This is a genomic window from Otoolea muris, from assembly GCF_943193115.1.
GTDB lineage: Bacteria > Bacillota > Clostridia > Lachnospirales > Lachnospiraceae > Otoolea > Otoolea muris.
Map to the genome: position 1 here is coordinate 44,379 of NZ_CALPCY010000015.1, position 17,575 is coordinate 61,953.

At 40.6% G+C, this 17,575-nt stretch carries 17 protein-coding genes and 1 pseudogene; 15 read left to right on the plus strand and 3 right to left on the minus strand.

Going from position 1 to position 17,575, the window contains the following annotated elements; translation table 11 throughout:
• Window positions 1-107 precede the first annotated feature (107 nt).
• Genes NFS31_RS11080 through NFS31_RS11095 form a run of 4 tightly spaced genes read left to right on the plus strand, consistent with a single transcriptional unit; the run spans window position 108 to window position 2,062 of the window.
• The gene (locus NFS31_RS11080) at window positions 108-866 is read left to right on the plus strand and encodes a DUF1643 domain-containing protein (RefSeq protein ID WP_251494852.1); all 759 of its coding nucleotides are present in this window, start codon (window positions 108-110) and stop codon (window positions 864-866) included.
• Window positions 867-900: 34 nt separating this feature from the next.
• The gene (locus tag NFS31_RS11085; RefSeq protein WP_251494855.1) at window positions 901-1,185 is read left to right on the plus strand and encodes a hypothetical protein; all 285 of its coding nucleotides are present in this window, start codon (window positions 901-903) and stop codon (window positions 1,183-1,185) included.
• The gene (locus NFS31_RS11090) at window positions 1,182-1,919 is read left to right on the plus strand and encodes a hypothetical protein (RefSeq protein WP_251494857.1); all 738 of its coding nucleotides are present in this window, start codon (window positions 1,182-1,184) and stop codon (window positions 1,917-1,919) included. Before NFS31_RS11085 ends, NFS31_RS11090 begins: the two co-directional genes overlap by 4 nt.
• Window positions 1,916-2,062: a hypothetical protein gene (locus NFS31_RS11095; protein WP_016287310.1), complete on the plus strand. Its 147-nt coding sequence runs from the start codon at window positions 1,916-1,918 to the stop codon at window positions 2,060-2,062. Before NFS31_RS11090 ends, NFS31_RS11095 begins: the two co-directional genes overlap by 4 nt.
• A 437-nt stretch (window positions 2,063-2,499) precedes the next feature.
• Here the strand turns inward: NFS31_RS11095 and NFS31_RS11100 are convergent, their stop codons facing one another.
• Entirely contained in the window at window positions 2,500-2,739 is a 240-nt protein-coding gene (locus NFS31_RS11100) for a hypothetical protein (RefSeq protein WP_251494859.1), read from the minus strand.
• Window positions 2,740-2,957: 218 nt separating this feature from the next.
• Here NFS31_RS11100 and NFS31_RS11105 point away from each other — a divergent pair, with 218 nt between their 5' ends.
• The 10 genes and pseudogenes from NFS31_RS11105 (at window position 2,958) to NFS31_RS11150 (ending at window position 14,776) form a co-directional block, all read left to right on the plus strand.
• Window positions 2,958-4,493 carry a hypothetical protein gene (locus NFS31_RS11105; protein ID WP_251494862.1) on the plus strand — a complete coding sequence of 512 codons (1,536 nt, stop codon included), beginning with the start codon at window positions 2,958-2,960 and terminating at the stop codon, window positions 4,491-4,493.
• A complete protein-coding gene (locus NFS31_RS11110; RefSeq protein ID WP_251494865.1) occupies window positions 4,493-5,470 on the plus strand; it encodes a hypothetical protein in 978 nt (325 codons plus the stop codon). Before NFS31_RS11105 ends, NFS31_RS11110 begins: the two co-directional genes overlap by 1 nt.
• Before the next feature lie 386 nt (window positions 5,471-5,856).
• Window positions 5,857-6,705 (plus strand): annotated as a pseudogene (locus tag NFS31_RS11115) (recombinase family protein); the annotation flags it as partial.
• The gene (locus tag NFS31_RS11120) at window positions 6,706-7,311 is read left to right on the plus strand and encodes a recombinase zinc ribbon domain-containing protein (protein ID WP_275563887.1); all 606 of its coding nucleotides are present in this window, start codon (window positions 6,706-6,708) and stop codon (window positions 7,309-7,311) included. It abuts the pseudogene before it with no gap.
• Window positions 7,293-7,517, plus strand: a complete 225-nt coding sequence (locus NFS31_RS11125; RefSeq protein WP_251494868.1) for a SymE family type I addiction module toxin — start codon at window positions 7,293-7,295, stop codon at window positions 7,515-7,517. Before NFS31_RS11120 ends, NFS31_RS11125 begins: the two co-directional genes overlap by 19 nt.
• Window positions 7,518-7,538: 21 nt before the next feature.
• On the plus strand, window positions 7,539-8,525 hold the full coding sequence (locus NFS31_RS11130) for an Rpn family recombination-promoting nuclease/putative transposase (RefSeq protein WP_251494871.1): 987 nt from the start codon (window positions 7,539-7,541) through the stop codon (window positions 8,523-8,525).
• A gap of 44 nt (window positions 8,526-8,569) precedes the next feature.
• On the plus strand, window positions 8,570-8,755 hold the full coding sequence (locus NFS31_RS11135; RefSeq protein ID WP_120419743.1) for a hypothetical protein: 186 nt from the start codon (window positions 8,570-8,572) through the stop codon (window positions 8,753-8,755).
• A 150-nt stretch (window positions 8,756-8,905) separates the two neighbouring features.
• Window positions 8,906-9,655: an SIMPL domain-containing protein gene (locus NFS31_RS11140; protein ID WP_251494875.1), complete on the plus strand. Its 750-nt coding sequence runs from the start codon at window positions 8,906-8,908 to the stop codon at window positions 9,653-9,655.
• Window positions 9,656-10,011: 356 nt separating this feature from the next.
• Window positions 10,012-11,850, plus strand: a complete 1,839-nt coding sequence (locus NFS31_RS11145; RefSeq protein ID WP_251494880.1) for a TIR domain-containing protein — start codon at window positions 10,012-10,014, stop codon at window positions 11,848-11,850.
• A gap of 79 nt (window positions 11,851-11,929) precedes the next feature.
• Complete coding sequence (locus NFS31_RS11150; RefSeq protein ID WP_251494883.1) at window positions 11,930-14,776, plus strand: TIR domain-containing protein; 2,847 nt, start codon at window positions 11,930-11,932, stop codon at window positions 14,774-14,776.
• Window positions 14,777-14,789: 13 nt separating this feature from the next.
• On the opposite strand, the gene NFS31_RS11155 is transcribed toward NFS31_RS11150, so the two are convergent.
• Together NFS31_RS11155 and NFS31_RS11160 are read right to left on the minus strand one after the other, a co-directional pair.
• Window positions 14,790-15,788, minus strand: coding sequence for a D-alanine--D-alanine ligase family protein (locus tag NFS31_RS11155; protein ID WP_251494886.1), 999 nt, complete (start codon window positions 15,786-15,788; stop codon window positions 14,790-14,792).
• A gap of 28 nt (window positions 15,789-15,816) precedes the next feature.
• Window positions 15,817-16,800 (minus strand): KamA family radical SAM protein, encoded by a 984-nt coding sequence (locus tag NFS31_RS11160; RefSeq protein ID WP_251494889.1) that lies wholly within the window; start codon window positions 16,798-16,800, stop codon window positions 15,817-15,819.
• Between the two features lie 295 nt (window positions 16,801-17,095).
• Here NFS31_RS11160 and NFS31_RS11165 point away from each other — a divergent pair, with 295 nt between their 5' ends.
• Window positions 17,096-17,575: a DUF6323 family protein gene (locus tag NFS31_RS11165; RefSeq protein ID WP_251494892.1), complete on the plus strand. Its 480-nt coding sequence runs from the start codon at window positions 17,096-17,098 to the stop codon at window positions 17,573-17,575.

The following is a 17,575-nucleotide window of genomic DNA, read 5'->3' on the forward strand; positions in this document are numbered from 1 at the left end:
CGGCACTGGAAACACTGTCGGCATAACAGAAAAAGCGTGGCAGTTTCCGAAAACGGCGGATAGCAGAAATGTTATCTGCCTTATTTTTGTGCAAAAAGGAGCATAAGATGGAACGATATACAACCAACATAATGACGGTAGAACGAAAAGGCGTATTTGACAAGAGCCAGAAAAAGCGGTTTGAGCTGACTTTCACCTGCAAAGACAGCAGACAGAAGAAGAGTATTCTGGTAATTGGTCTGAATCCGGCCAGTGATGACATCAGCATAATAGATACCACAACTACATTTATTCTGAATAATTTAATTCCTATGGGCTACACCACCGTAACAATCTGCAATCTTTATGGAGAACTGTTTAAGCAGCGTCTAAAGCCCTCAGAGGTGCCAAACAATACAGAGAACAGGAAATATCTGGAAGAGGTATTAAAGCGTGGATTTGACACGATTCTGCTTGGATATGGCAATACATTCCTGACAAATAAATTTGTGAAAGAGGAAAAGGCATATCTGAGGAAACTTCTGAGCGGCTATAAAGATAAAGTGGTGGATATTGTGGATGATAAGGGGGAATATGAGAGACTGACAGCAATCCATCCCCTGATGGCCGGAAGATATTTTCCTGGCAGATGGAAATTACGTTCGTTTGTATTTGAGAAGGAAAAAACGAGTGATGAAAAGATGCCAGACGGCATGAAAAAGGCGGATGGCGAAAAAGTGCCAGAAAAAACAGCAAAGGCCAGAGATGGAAAGCAGTCAGAGAAAATAAGAAAACCCATAAAAGAGGAAGGAGAAAAGAAAACAGATGAAGAAAGCGGTTCGAATCAGAACAGTGAGCCAGTGGCGCCTGCTGAAGCAACTGAATAATTATCTGGGAAAACGGAAAGTACCGGAAGAAGTGATGAGGAAGATTTATTATATCCTTTGTTCTAAGGAACTGGGGAAAAAAGGTTTTCTCGTTCTGTGCTTGGATAAGCTCAATGACGATTGGTATGGAATAGAAGAGGCGGTCGGAATGTACCCCAACAAGATAAAAGTGAAGGAAGATATTGATGAGATACTGACAAGAAGCAGAAGAGGAAAGCTCCGAAGCTGGTATGTGTCATACATAAAAATAGGCAGCCAGAAGATTCCGTTAATCTATACAACAAAAAAACAGAGTGATTACAGGAGGAATGAAGCGTGACAGGGATTCGATTTCAAAGTTGGGAACATTTTCTGTACTATGTGCAGAACAGAGAAGGCATCACACCGGGGGCAGGATGGAGCAATGTTTCCATATTGTCTGACGCAGACTATCTGGAGGCAGATGAATGGGAAGGACTTCGGAAGATGCTGTCTGCTGCCGATTACGAAGAATTGGCAGGGAAGAAACATACCATAGAGGTGAGGTCATTCCGTATGCCGGAAGAAAGTGGACGGATGATTTTCTATGCGGTTGGCGAAGAAGACAGAGACGGCGGCTATCTGTGCGGAGGTTATGGAATTGTGGATGAATCAGATATAGAAGACAAAAATAACCGGTTCAGGCCAATGCCGGAGGAATCGAACAGGGAGAAGGATTATTATTATATTGGAACGGAACAGGACTACTGGGAAACTTATCCGGTTCTGCAAACGTATCTGCCGGAAAAGATACTGGAATACCTTGCTTCACAGGTTGCCATATTGGACAGCAATTATGGAGCGGACAGAGATGTGCAGGGCGGCATGGGCGGCTTCTGCGCTGTTATCCCGAAACTGGATGAAGCCGCAAAGAAAGCCTGCCGGCAGATACTGGAGAAGCATTATATCCAGGAATCTATGTATGAATATCTTGATACGGTCACGGTCAGCGGCACAGAGTGGGTAGAAGCCCTGTATCTTACCAACAATGATTATGGAATCATATTGATTTACCGGAAAGGAGTCGAAGCATGATTTTAGGATTTTTAGCGGCTGTGGGAAGTACCATAGCATCCACCGTTATTATTGAATCCGTGACGGCAGGCGTTGGACTGGGAATTTCCATCTATACAGCGTCAAAGTGTGCGAAGCAGAGCGGCAGAACACGGAGAAAGTAGGGGCAAAAAGAATATGTGGGGATTGGCGGTCAATCAACACATATTCTTTTTTTGTTGATTTAAAATATTACCATAAATTTAATTTGGTATCAAAATCATCTATACTTTTAAAAACCTTGAGATTGTCAAAGTCAATGGATTCTTTGTTCTCATCTAAGATATATAGAAATAATTCTTTTGCTAATTTTTTAAAATCGATATGCTTCATTTTCATTATGTATGGAAAATTGATTCTTGTGCTAAGTGTACATAGCTTTAAAAGAATACTGCGAATCTGGAGTATGCGCATTTGCTGTGCCGATGGAAAGTCAGAAATTCCGGCATGAATAATCTGGGCGAAAAAAACTTCACATCCTGAATCGATGAAGAGTCATAATATTTTAAAACGTTTCTGATTTTATTATAGGTAATTTTATCTGAAGTATAATAATTGGCAGTTAAGATAAAAATGTTACAAAAATATGGTGGGCATTGATAGCGGAATTTTCCAGGGGCTGTAAAAAGGATAAATTGTCATTATCTTTTTTTGTGATTTCAAAAAACAACTGGAATAAACTTTGTTTCCATTTATTATTGCAGCCTTCATCTGCAGTTTTGCTACTATTAACTTTATGGTAAATTTCTGGGCTGTTAAGAAGTTTTTCCTTACTTATAAATTTTACATTTGGATTGTTCATCTTCAATCTTCCTCCTTAAAAATGGATAAATTGTTAATGGTGCTATAATGTATTGTTCTGAGATGAGAATTAAATGTTAAATGACATGGAATAAAGAACAATAAAGAACGTGTTAGTCAAACCTTCCCCTTTTTTCTATAAAAAAGTGATTTTTGGGTAGAGTATTATGCCTTTGGAGGCTGTAAAATAAAGCTACAAAAAATAACAGGAGGAAAATAATGAAAGATTCTAATATACTTCACAGCGAAGTGAGAAAAACATTTGAAACCCTGATAGAGTCAGGAGTATTTACAGAAGTGAGAATATTAAACACCAAACAAGGGACTCTTTCAGGCTATTACAATGATGTAGATAAGCTGATTGAGCATATCCAGCGTTATGACAGGCAGTACAATATTTACATCACAATGAACGCTTTAAGCGATGGAATTGAGGCCAGAGGCAAGAACCATCTAAAAAGTTATGCGAAGAATACAACCAGCGACAAGGAAATCCGTTGCCGCAGATGGATTCTCATTGACTTAGACCCGGAACGTCCGGCCGGAATCTCCAGCACAGAGCAGGAGTTAAAGCTGTCTGAGGAATTGGGTAGGAAAATTCAGGGTTATTTAACAGACTGTGGATTCCCGGAGCCTGTAACCGCATTAAGCGGAAACGGCTTTTATCTTTTATATCCTGTGGAACTTCCCAATACACCGGAAATGACAAGTCTGGCAAAGGGCTTTCTTGGCGCATTGGATTCAAGGTTTTCTACAGAGCAGGTAAAGGTCGATACAACAACCTATAATGCGGCCAGAATTACAAAGCTTTATGGTACAGTTTCCTGCAAGGGAGACTCCACAGAAGAACGTCCACACAGGCGTTCCAAAATCCTGTACGCACCAAAGAAACGAGTGCCGGCAGCGATTGAGCTGTTACAGCAGATTGCGGCGCAGTGTGTGGAGAAAGGGAATAAAAAGAAAACAGTGAATAGAAATGAGAAACGTGAGCCTGCCAGAAGCATATCAGGGAGCAGGATGGAGTTTGATTTGCGTTTATGGCTGGAATCCCAAGAGATTCCCGTCGCAAGGGAAAAGCAGGTAGAGAATGGTATGTGCTATGTTTTGGAATCCTGCCCATGGAATCAGGAACATTCCAAGGACAATGGGGCTTATGTCATACAGTTTGATGATGGTGGGATTGCGGCTGGCTGTCACCATGATAGCTGTAAGGAAGAAAACTGGGAAACCCTCTGGCGTATGCTGGAGGGTGAGAAGCCTATGCCGTCAGCAAAAAAAGCAAAGACAGAGAATCTTCCGTCAGCAGAAAAAGAAAGCCCGGTGGATGTTCTTTTAAGACTGATAGAGGAGCAGGGGCATATTCCGTTCCGAAGCACAGAAGGGGAGGCTTTTATCCAGATTCCAAACAAGGGCGGTTTTGTGAATTATCCGCTTAAATCGGAATATTACCAGATGTGGCTGAGGAATTTGTATTATCAGACCTACAACCGGGGCGGCCGGAATGATATGATTCAGGCAGTCATGGAAACTCTTGTGGCAAAAGCGCACTGCCAGGGAAAGGAATATCCGGTATACAATCGGTTTGCTTTCCATGAGGGCCGCCTGTATTATAACCTGGCGAACGAAGATTCCGCTGTGCTTTGTATTGACGAGTCGGGAACGAAATGCTGCAATGAGCCGCCGGTCAGGTTGATAACAAGAAAAACCTTACGCCCACAGCCTATGCCGCAAAAGGGGAATCGTTTAGGAAACTGATGAGTAAATATTACCATTTTGCCAGTAAGTCAGACCGGATTCTTCATAACGTTATATTGGTTGTCAGGCTCATAACAGGGATTGAGCAGCCTATCGTTATCTACAAAGGCGGCAAAGGCTCCTCAAAGACCACTTCCATGGAAATGGATAAACGCTGTCTGGATATATCCAGCAACAATGTAACGGTCATGCCGAAAAATGAGGAGGACTTTCTGCTTCTTCTGGAATCACAGGATATCGTCTGTCTGGACAACATGGATTCCATTACAAAAAGCCAGGCAAATATTTTCTGCCAGGCAGTGACGGGGGCAACAGCGGTTAAGAGAAAGAAGTATTCAGACAGCGAATTGTGCGAGATTAATATAAAGTCTGTTGTGTATATGAATGGAATCCATCTGCTTTCCGACCGTTCCGATTTCGTTGACCGCTGTGTATTTCTGAATATGAAAGCCATATCATCAGAAAAACGCAGGAGCAAAAAAGACGTCATGGAAGAATTTGAAGCGGATAAGCCCTGTATCCTTTATAGAATGTTTGAGTGTCTTTCCAGAGCTATGGAAACCCAGCCTTTGATAGAAGTGAATATAGACGACCGACTTCTTGATTTTTTAAAATGGGGCTGTGCCGTAGCAGAGGCTATGGGGTATGGACAGGAGAAATTTTTAGAGGCATATCAGAAAAACCGTACCCGTCTGAACGAGGGGCTTTTGGAAGAAGATGAGGTTGCCGGGGCGGTCATGGATTATCTGGAGGAATCCGGGAATTTTGAAGGGGAAATGAGCGAACTGAGCGCAAAATTGTCTGATATGCTCTATGAAAAAGGAATGCATGCCAGCAATAAAATCAAACAGGCAAACCACTTATCAAGGAGATTAAAAGAACTGGAGGCCGGACTGCACAATGTTGGGATTTCCGTGGAGATAGGGAAGAACAACGGAAAACGTTTTGTAAAAATCAGCAGAGAGAACACAGAATAAGACGATAAGGACAGTAAGGACGATAAAAAACAGAAAAAAGGTGGAGAAGTCTGTTGATAAAAAAAGCAGCATTACTTAATATATAAAATTTTTTTTGATAAAAGACCGTCCTTACCGTCTTTATTGTCCCGCTTAAAAAAATCATGCCTGTATATTGGAGAAATCTGGAAGATGAATGAGTTAAAACAGGAGGAATGGCTGGAAACGCTTATGTCAATCCTGTCACAGCTTATTGTTGAGTTCTATTTAAAAGAGAAGGAATCGTAATTACATAAGAAAAATACAGACTGGGAGTTTCAGGCTCCCGGTCTGGAAGGATAGATAGAATATATATTATAGATTTGAAATATAAGATAGAAAGGCAGGGACAACAAATGTCTGACACAATGATAAAAAAAGCAGCAATTTATTGTCGTGTATCAACACAGGAACAGGCAGAAGAAGGGTATTCTCTTGAGGAACAGCAGCGTTTAATCCGTGAATACTGCCAGCAGAAGAATTATGAAGTGGCAATGGTTTATGAAGACGCCGGAATCAGTGGAAAGGATATCCGCCACCGACCGGCCATGCAGCAGCTTTTGGAGGACGCCTCTAAAAAGAAGTTCCATCTGGTCATGAGCTGGAAGATAAACCGAATCAGCCGGAAATTATCGGATGCCATTAAAATTGTAGAAACGTTAGAGAAATATGGAATCGGCTACCAATCTTATTCAGAACCTTTTGAGTCCAGCACGCCAGCCGGGAAAATGCAGTTTCAGATGATGGCGTTGGTTGGCGAATTTGAACGAAATACCATTGCCCAGAATGTTAAAATGGGCATGAGAGCAAAAGCCATGTCCGGGGAATGGTGCGGTGGGATTCCACCATTTGGATATTGCTGGGTGACAATGGAGGGTACGGAAAACCATGGAAGAAGAAAGTCAAGACTGGAGGTGGTGGAACGAGAGGCGGAGGCAGTGCGCCTTATGTTCCAGCTCTATGCCTCCGGAAAGGGATACAAGGCTATTGTGGGACGGATTAACAGGGAAGGCTATCGAACTAAGCTGGATAACGCTTTTTCAGTGGCATAGATAAAATCAATTCTCACAAATCCGGTATATATTGGGAAGGTGCGTTATGACGTAAGGAGAGACTGGAATGAAAAACGAAGGAACAATATCAATCCCAATCCTATTGTTGCAGACGGAAAACATGAAGCAATCATACCGGAGGAGTTATGGGAACAGGTTCAGTTTATGATTTCCCAAAAGAATGGAAAGCCAGCCAGAATCTACGACGGGGAATATCCGCTGACAGGTATCCTAAAATGTCCTCAATGTGGCGCAGGCATGGTGATTTCCAGGACAACGAACCGAAACAAAGACGGCAGCAAACAGAAGCTTACCTATTACGCCTGTGGGAACTGGAAAAATAAAGGAACCACCGTATGCCACAGCAATATGGTACGGGTAGAAAAAGCGAACACGTTTGTGTACAATCAACTGGATAAACTGTTAAGCGACGAGAAATTCTTTAAAGAGGTTGTGGGCAGGGTTAACCGGGAGCATAGAATCTTAAAGGAAAACGCCATAAAGGAACGGGAAGTCCAGGAAAAGAACCTGCAAAAAATCAAGGTTCGCCAACAGAGAAACCATGAACTTTACGAAGACAGCGAGATTTCCAGGGAGGAATTTTTAACACGCAGGGAGGAATTAAACCGGAAGCTATGTGAACTTCGTGGAAAACAGACGGAAACATCCATGGTGATTCTGGAAGAAGGGAAAATTTCACGGAAACGTGCAGATTTGGAAAGGAAACCATGCTGTCAAGAATGTTCCAGGTCATGGAAAGATTTCAGTTAAATAACTGTATGGTGGCAGAGGATGGGGGTTCGGGTTATACCGTGGCTACACGGAGGATGAAAGCATACTCATTTACAACAAGGAATGGGAAAAATGTGCCGCAGATTATCCTGCAGGGGAACTGGGTGGAGCAGTGGGGCTTTGAAATTGGCTGCAGCGTGTCTGTGGAGTGCTATCAGAATAAGCTGGTTATTTTAAAAGACTGAAAAATTTTGTGGTCTGTTCGTATGAAATATGATAAAATATCAGTAAAAGCAGGAGGTGAGGCCACGAATACAGATACTACCATAGCAAAAAACATCCGTGTGGCTGATGAGAAAGCCAGTTATGATGCGGCCTGCAAGCGGCTGCTTTCGGAGAAGATTATTCTGGCATGGATTATGAAGAACTGCCTGGAAGAATACCGTGACTGTGATGTGGAGGAGATTGCGGAAAAATATATTGAAGGTACGCCGCAGGTGGGAGAAGTGGCAGTTGCAGCGGATGAAACCAACCGTGTTTCTATGATACAGGGAGCTGGAAACGAGGACACTTCTCTGACGGAGGGAACTGTTACCTATGATATCCGCTTTTTCGCGATAGCTCCTGTATCCGGTGAATTGATTCGTTTGATTATCAATATAGAAGCCCAAAATGATTTTTATCCGGGTTATCCATTGATAAAAAGGGGAATCTATTACTGCAGCCGGATGATTTCCGCCCAATATGGAACAGAGTTTACAAATTCCCACTATGAGAATATCAAAAAAGTATACAGCATATGGATTTGTATGAATCCGCCAAAGAGCCGTGAAAACAGCATTACCCGTTATTACATTGCGGAAGAAAATCTGGTGGGCAGTGTAAAGGAACGGAAAGCGGATTATGATTTGATGGCGGCTGTCATGATTTGTCTTGGGAAAGAGGGAGATTCGGGTACAGATTTATTGAAATTGTTGAATGTGCTTCTGTCCACGGAGACAGGTTCACAGGACAAGTGCCAGATATTGGAGGAAGATTTTCATATCAGAATGACTCAGACATTGGAAAGTGAGGTGTCGCTTATGTGTAATTTAAGTAAGGGTGTGGAGGAGAAAGGGAAGATTTATGGAGCCATTACTGCTTACAAAGATGTAATGTTATCAGAAGATGTAATAATAAAAAAGTTAAAGGAAAAATTTCGAGTAACAGAAGAAGCAGCAAAAATATACTTGAAAGAAGTGGAAAAGGCGTAGCCTTCATCTTTTAACTGATATTCTCAGAAAGTGAGGTGTCGCTTATGTGTAATTTAAGTAAGGGTGTGGAGGAGAAAGGAATTCAAAAGGGAATTGATAAAGGAATAACAGCTATGATTTTAACACTGAAAGAGCTACAAATATCAAGTGACGTTATTCTGAAACAAATCTGTGAAAAGTTTGGTCTGACAGAAGAAACAGCAGAAACGTACTTAAAAGAAATATGTTAAATATTTCAAGCAGAGCATTTTTTGTGTTCTGCCTGAAATAATATTATGAGATTTTTCGCACTTAGGTATGATATGGAGAGCCATATCATAAATAAAGGAAAAGGTAAATCACAGGCAAACGTCAGCGGTAAATGGAGGTAAACGTTAAAAATGAAAGCATATAAATCCGTGATTATCACCTGCATTGCAGGTATCTGCGCGATTATCTGCGTGATGATCGGCACAAACGGCTTAAAAGAAGCAAAGCTTGGCAAAGCGGGAGAGGGCCTGTCGGCTACCGGCTCCGCCAGTGTGGATTTTGAATCTGATCTGGCAGTTTGGCGGGGAAATTTTTCTGTGCGTGGAGATACGTCCAGGGAGGCGTACCGGGAAATTGAGAAAAATGCGGATATAGTAAAAAAATACTTTGAGGAAAAGGGCGTATCCGGGGATGAAATGACATTTTACGCCATATATATCAGCGAACTGACCAAAGAAGTCTATAATACCGAAGGGGAATGCATAGGCTACGAGGATGACGGGTATGAGCTGACCCAGTCCTTTGAGGTGAGTTCTCCGGATGTGGAGAAGATTACTGCTATATCCAATGAGTGCACGGAGCTGATCGATTCGGGAGTGGAGATTATGTCCGATGCGCCGGAATATTATTATACGAAGCTGGATGAGCTGAAGCTGCAGCTTATTGAGGAAGCGACGAAAAATGCAAAAGAGCGGATTGACATCATGGCGCAGAATGCGGGGTGTGAGGCAGGAGAACTGCTGACCGCAAACCTGGGTGTATTTCAGATTACAGGCGCTTATTCCAGCACGGAGGAATACAGTTATGGGGGAACGTTTAACACCAGCGCAAAGGATAAGACGGCGTCTATTACGGTGCGTTTAAATTATACGGTAAAGTAGGATGCAACGCGGAATGGATGCTGTGCCGGGGGATATGTGAGATACATAGGATGGGGGCAAGACAGAGTGTCCGGAACGCTTATATCGCATTGACGATACCGCCGCGGCCGCCGATAACCGTTCAGATGATTGGGACGGTTATCGGCGGCCGCGGCTTTTGCTGTCACTGTGTTACTGTTTTTTGTCGTTGATATTTGAAAATAAAAGGTAGATATATGGCGGAATATGTATTATAATGGAACAAATGATTGTGCATTTTTAGTGCAGTTGCATAAAAACAATAAGCCCCCATTTCATTTTTGACAGAAAAACAGAGCGCTCTATTAGGGCAGGAGTAATATACCTGAGGAGAAATCATGAACGTTATTTTTTGTGATCCAAAATTGACAATAGGAAATCATAAGGATGCCGCCGGATTTTTTCAGTCATGCCGCGAAATTTTAGATGAATATGTCACGGATATGACCTATATTTCAACATCGTTTCATATCAATCGGTTATTGTCAGGAGAGATAGACAGAAATGATATTCTTATATTTTTCAACGCATTGGATGGCAGGTACTGCGACCTGTTTCTTAAGTTGGTAAAAAAATGTAATGATGCGAAGTGCAGAGTGTGGGCAATCGCAATGGAGAGGAATCCGGAGTGCAGGCGTCCCCCCGGGCCGGTGTCAGACAGGCAGAGCTTTGACGTGTCGTGCCGCAATGAAAACAGAAGTCCGATGAAGAACAATATGCGGGCAATCGCCCAGATCTTTGCGCGAAAGATTGTCGCTCAGACATTATCTCCGCTATACCGCGATGAAGTTCTGTATTTCATCAGCCACCGCCGCACAGACGGGGAGCACATCACGGCAAAGCTTGCCGATGAGCTGAAGCTTTTGACAAGAGAACGGAATGTATACAGGGATGTCATCAATGTCGAAGTCGGGGAGGACGCGCAGCACGATATTGATAATAAATTATCACTGAGTGATGTGCTGATATTTTTGCAGACAGAAGAGGCGCATCAATCCTGTTATATTATGAAAGAATTGTGCTATGCCCTTATCAATGACATCCCCGTTTTGTGGATTCAAATTGACAATGCATCGTACAGGGATATGCCGATTCATCCGGGAGAGAAGCCGGCGCTGCATTACAGAAGTGAAGAATTCGACTGCCAGGAACGGCTGATCGAAATTGCGGATGAGATAGAGGAAAAATGCTTTCAGCTTATGATGCATTCATCAAACCAGGTATTTTCGTACGTCGAATATTTAAATGAATTAAAATATGATAATAAAATCAAACTGATGGCGGACAGGGATTCCATACTGGCGTATGAAATAGAGTACAGAGAAACGATGAAGGATATTTACGCCAGCGGAATCAGAAAACATTACATCCAATGCTTTGGAAGAAATCCGAAAGAGGCGGACGTCGCGGCATTTCTGGAAAAGGTTAGGAAAAAAGACGCCTATGAAAAAAATGACCGGCTGTTTTTGTTATCAAACCATGGGCGGAGGGAAAAACGATGCAGCGACAGTAAAGTGACAGAAGAAAATTTCGACGATTATATTACGAACCTTGAAAACGTATCCGGGATAAAAAGGCAGAGGCGCAATAAACGGATTATTCTCTCAGGCGCATTTCCGGACGGCGACGAGATATATAAAAATTCGCTGATAGAAGCTGTGATGATCTACGCCAGAGAAATTATAAAGGGCGGTTATACCCTGGTATTTGGGGCGCATCCGACTTTTCAGAAGCTGATTTTTGATATAGGTAAATTATATGCTTCAGACATGAAATATTCGATTGAGATGCACATGGACAGGGCGTACGCTGGAGGCTATGATTTGGAGGAGCTGCAGGAGCAATGCACGCTTATATTATCAGACGGGCTGCAGGAGATGCGGGAACGGATGATTTGTGTGGAGAAAAGCGAGCTGTTAATCTGTCTGGGAGGGAAGATAAAAGTCGATAAAACACAACAGGGAGTGGATGCGGAGGCAGCGCTGGCCAGGAATGTAAACGTGCCGGTGGCGCTGGTCGGCACGGTGGGAGGGCGCTCCAGCGAGTACGCGTTTGAGAGGATTACCGGGAATGGATGGTCGGATCTGAATCCCTGGGGGAAGGAGCTGAATGAGGGACTGTTTTATAATGTGAATCACAGGCTGATGGTTAGGCGGCTGCTGGGGGCGATTGAGTGAGAGGGGGAGCGGGGGATAGCTGGATTTGTGATGGATAATATATGATTATCCACAATATATGGACTATATGGGGGATTAAATGAAAAAAGATAACTTTGAATATGAAGTAGCGCTTTCATTTGCGGGAGAACAACGCGATTATGTCAAAAAAGTATCGGAGGCGTTGACAAAGCTTAATGTCAGGCACTTTTATGATTATAATGAACAAGTTAATATATGGGGCAAAAACCTTACTCAGTATTTGGATAGTGTCTATTTTGAAAAAGCCATGTATTTCGTCCCGTTTATTTCAGAAGAATATGTTAAAAAAGTATGGACAAACCTGGAAGTCAAATCTGCTTTGGAAAGAAATATGCTCGAATCGCGTCCTGATTTCCAGCAATATATTCTTCCGGTTCGGTTTGATGACACGAGAGTCCCTGGCATTGCAGGAAGCATTGCTGATATTGACGCAAGAAAAAAGAAACCTCAGGAAATCGCACAGATGATATTTGAAAAGGTAAAGGGTGCCAAACATGTAACAGAGGCTTATAAGAAAAAAGAAATCCCTGAACCTCTTCCTGCAAATTATAATATTAAAATTAATGTGGAGAAGTTGGAAGCTATGGAAAACATTTATAAGCTTCAGACTAAATCGCATGTAGTTGTTGTTTATGGAGAAAAAGGATTGGGAAAGCGGAGCTGCACCCAATATTTTTTACAAAACAAGAAAAAAATAATAAAAATTTCTCCTGATACAGAAAATCGATTCCAACTTGAACCAGTATTACATGCGTTGCAGTTGGATATAGATTGTCTGTCCCTGGATTCCGATCTAAGTTTTGAAGAACAAACAAAAAGAGAATTTTTTGCTATTTGTAAAAAGGAGCCAATGATCATTTACGTTGAACAGTTTCAATATTTGGATTCTCAGACATCCACGTTTCTTCTTGAAACAACAGAAATGTTATTGAGTCGGTTCCCACATTGCCAGACCTTTATTATATTTGAATTTGATATTGAGAAAGATACAAATTTGCTTATTCCATTTTATAAACTGTCTCCAGGCCATACGGATTTCATATGTTTTAAAAGACTATTGTTTGATGAATTAAAATGTTATTTTTTTGATATTTTGGGCGACATAGAGATATCTAATGATAATCTTGCATATATTTTGGATTCTTCATTTGGAAATATTATGTATTTGAATATAGCAATAAACTTTTTGAAGGGCGAACATTATATCCGGTTTGAAAAGGGGAAATACATATGTGATAAGCTACCTTCCAGCATTTTGACAGACGTTTTAAAAGATTTTATTTTGCAGCGCTATAATCGGCTTGATAATACGCTCAAAGAAGTGCTTTCAAAATCATCTATTATAGGAAATGTCTTTAATGTTGAGCTGCTCTCTAAACCATTTCAAATTATTAATGCAGACGATATGTTGCAAAAAATAGGAAAGATCTCTCAGTTGATTATTCATCCGGACGATATATCTTACTCTTTTGAAAATGATGATGTATATCATTTTATAAAAGACAGTATATCACCAGAACTACAAAAGGAGTGGCACGAAGTTCTGGCAAATTATTATAAAAAGCTATTGAAAAAGGAACAGCGGCGCAAGGGTATAAAAGCAATTGACCGCGAAATTACTGCATTATATCCGATTGCGAAGCATTATAAATATGCGCAAAATTATGATACTGCAATAATTTACTATGTTGAATTAGTTGCAAAATATGAAAGAATATCGGACTATATACATGAGCTGGATGCAATTCAGAACATTAAATATATGCTGGAATATGTGGATTTGGATAAGCTGCATTTGGACTCTTTAGAATATGATATTTTTAAAGCAGAGGCTGATTGTTATAGAAATATGGGGAACTTTCCGAAAGCATGCAGGGCTTATGAAGAATGTTTAAGCTATTTTGACATTGGCAAATTTTCAGAACAGGTAGTAGAACTTCTTTACCAGCAGTCTTACTGCCTGTATATGAGCGGCGAGGTAGAAGGCGCATTAAAGATTCTAAACCGCATGAAAAAAGATTTTGAAAAAGAAAATGTCTGTAATTACTCGTATATAAAAATAGTATCTCTGCTGGCATCTGCCTGTGATGTAACAGGCGATGCAAAAAGCCAGGAAAAGTATTATATAAAGGCAATAGATTTTTACAAAAATAATAAATATGAACAGGAGTATTATGTTTTGCTCCGCATGGCAAGTATGATTTTTCCCGAGGAAATTGCAATCAGCATGGAAGAAAGAGCAGAGGCGTTTTTTCGGGAACGGCATTCCATAAAATATTTGGCAGAAGTTCTTCACAATATTGCTACGGATAATTTATATATTGACAAATTAGCAAATGTCTCTAAGCCGATAAATGAATCTATCGATTTGTTTGATTCTTTTGGAAGCCTTGCTGTTTATTATCCATTAAATACAAAGGGAATATTAAAAATGGTTTTGGATAGCGATTATGAATCTGCTATTACTATTTTTGAACAGGCGTTGCAGTACGAAATGGAGCCTTATTCGGAAATTACTATCCGGACAAACGTCCTAAACTGTATGAATGTTCTTGGTAAGCCTGGCGAAGCATTGAAGCAGTTGGAGCGGATCGATGAGTTAATTAAGCTACAGGAGCCGCAACATATCCCCACTTATGCTATATATCAAAATCTAAATTGGGCATTTTATTATTTTCATATGAAAGATCACAAAAAATGTCTGCAAAAGCTGAATGTATGTTCCAAACTGGACTATATGGAGCCACGCTTTAAGTATATATATAAGGCGTTAGCTTTTAGAACCAAAAAGGTAATGGGTCTTAAAACCCGTAACATGGCAGGAACAGCTCCTAAAAGGGTATATAAAAAGTGTGTGGAGAATGGATTTTATTTTACAACACTTCGTTTTTATGAAAGCCTTTAAACAGCAGGACCATTTATCGGTCCTGCCCGTTTTTATAGCGTTTCAAAGCATTATAGAGTATTTCTTCTAGCACTTTTCCAAGATTATATTTACTATATTCGCAGCATTTTGCAAATCCGCTTTCATAGTCTACATTCGGAAGTGGAGTGATTTCCAGAAAATAATACTGTCCGTTCATATCTACGCGATAATCTGTACGGCTATAGTCTTTACATCCTAAAAATTGATGAAGTTTTTGGGCGCTCTCTTGCATATCTTCTATAATTTTCCCAGGAAGTACAGCCGGGATTTTGGTACAAGTATCGGAATATTTATCTTCCGCACTAAAAATGCCAATCTGTGATTCCCCCTTTCGGATAATTTCAACTGTACCGAGTGTTTTTGTATTTTTGCCATCATACAACAGAGCAACTGTAAATTCTCTTCCTTCAATATAAGTCTCACACAATAACGGCTGCTGATATTCAGCGCTTAATTTCTGAAAAGTCTGCTTCAGCTCTTCCTCTGAATTTACAAACATTACACCAGAGCTGCTTCCTTCATAATTAGGCTTTAATATCCATGGGCCTTTTACAGATCTGACTGCTATTTTAATATCATCAATGCAATCTATCTTGCAGTATGAAGGTGTTGGAATATTCAGATATTCCGCTATGATTTTTGTATGTAATTTATTCAGTGTGAGATTTAATGCATATGCATCTGAACCTGAATAGGGAATATTATTTATTTCAAACAAAGAAGGAAGCCAGCCTTCTCTGTTTCGACTGAGTATTCCTTCCGCAGTGTTCATGACGATATCTATTTTCGGAAATTCTCCGTCCAATAACATTTTATTTATCTTTTGATAATTGCCTAATAGATATACAGAATGTCCCCGTTCTTCAAGAAGTTCCTTTATCATTTTAATTTCAAACAACATACTAAAATCACAATGCAGAAAGCCTTCTGCAGATATGCTATAATCCTCTTTCACATCATAAGCAATTCCAATACATAATTTTTTTCTCATAAATCCTCCTGTCGTAGTTTTTTGTGATTTATTTTATATTTTTATAAGAACACAGCCCGTTTCTGTTAGAAAGGTAAAAAATATCTCCGTCTGTTTTAACTATAGAACCTGGCGCTAATACCATTTTTCCCATTTCAGGTGTATCCACAACAAACTTTGGAACAGCAAAACCACTGATTTGATTGCATAATTTATTAATCATGCTAATACCTTTTCGGATATCGACCATAAAATTTTCGCATCCATGGACTTTATCACACTGGTACAAATAATATGGCTTTACTTTTAGCTGAATTAATTGAAGAAATAGTTTCTTTAAAACATCATAATCATCATTAATACCTTTTAATAAAACTGACTGACTTCCCAATGGAATCCCGGCATTCGCCAGTGATAAAATAGCATTTTTACTTTCTGAAGTGAGCTCGTCAGGGTGATTTACGTGTATGTTTATGTACAAATGATTAACTGTTTTTAAAGCCCCAATTAATTCTTCATTAATTCTTTGAGGGAGAGTGACAGGAATTCTGGTTCCAATTCTTATGATTTTTACACTGTTTATTTTTTCTATTTCTTTTAACAGATTGATAATTTTTCTGGTACTCAAAATGAATGGGTCGCCGCCTGTTATCAGAACGTCCATTATCTCAGAGTGTTTTCTTATGTAGTTCAGTATGTTTTTAAAATTATCAGGACTGTTATCATCTTTACGGGTAATACGCTGTCTTGTGCAGAACTGGCAATAACATGCACATTGATTTGTTGCTATTATGAGAGCCTTGCTTTCATACCTGTGAATAAGATTGGGAATAGGCATATATTCATCTTCACGCAGATAATCATCTGAAAACTGAAAATCGTACGACGAAAGCTGTGGGATAAATTGTTTTTGAAGAGCCGCGCTATGTGTTCTTTTTATTAATTCGTCCATGTACGGGGACAAATAGAGCTTTCGCTCGTAGATAGACGAACTATCTGTTATACTATTTTGAAGTTGTCCTTTCAAAGCCATTGTTTTAGTCTCCTCTATTCTGTGTTCTATAATATTGGATAATCATATATTATCCATCTTTTTCATCAGTTAGCTTCTTTGATGTCAAGTATATAAGATGTCCGTTCGCTTTATATTTGGCACATTCAATTCAAAAAGCGCTATGGTCTCACTACGAAATCACAGCGCTCAAGTTAATTATTCAGTTAGTTTCCCCATCCCGTGAAAAGTAACCAGTCTTCCAGGAGGTGAGGGCTTATGGAAGAGAAAAACTGGTTAGAGCTGATGGCAAAGCAGACGCAGACAGCGCAGATTCTTGGAAACAAACCGCTATACGGAAGCATACGGCCTTGTATTGAGCAGGGAGGACGCACAAGTTTTAGCGCAGGAACGGGCGGACGCGCTGAAACGGGAGCGCAGGGTGGAGTTTGGGCAGAGTATACTGCCTGCGGTTATCTATGCATTCTGTGATTCGCCCTATATCATGCAGGAAAATTATCGCGACGCGCTGATCCGTCTCCAGAATATTTTTTATCTGTACAAAAATGAAATGTTGGACGAGATTACGGATGACGAGCTCCTGGAATATATGCGGGAGCAGTTTGACGGCGCGTGCTGCGGGGATTTTGATTATCTGGAGGGGACGTGTCTGGATCTGTTTGCCCAGGCGATCCGGGCAGGCTATTCGGGGTATACGGGGACAGGGGGAAGGGGAGAATTTGAAAAATTCGACATTGTAACGCGCTGGGACAGGGAATTATATCTGGAAGTCCTGAGAGAACTGGCCTGGAGGTGA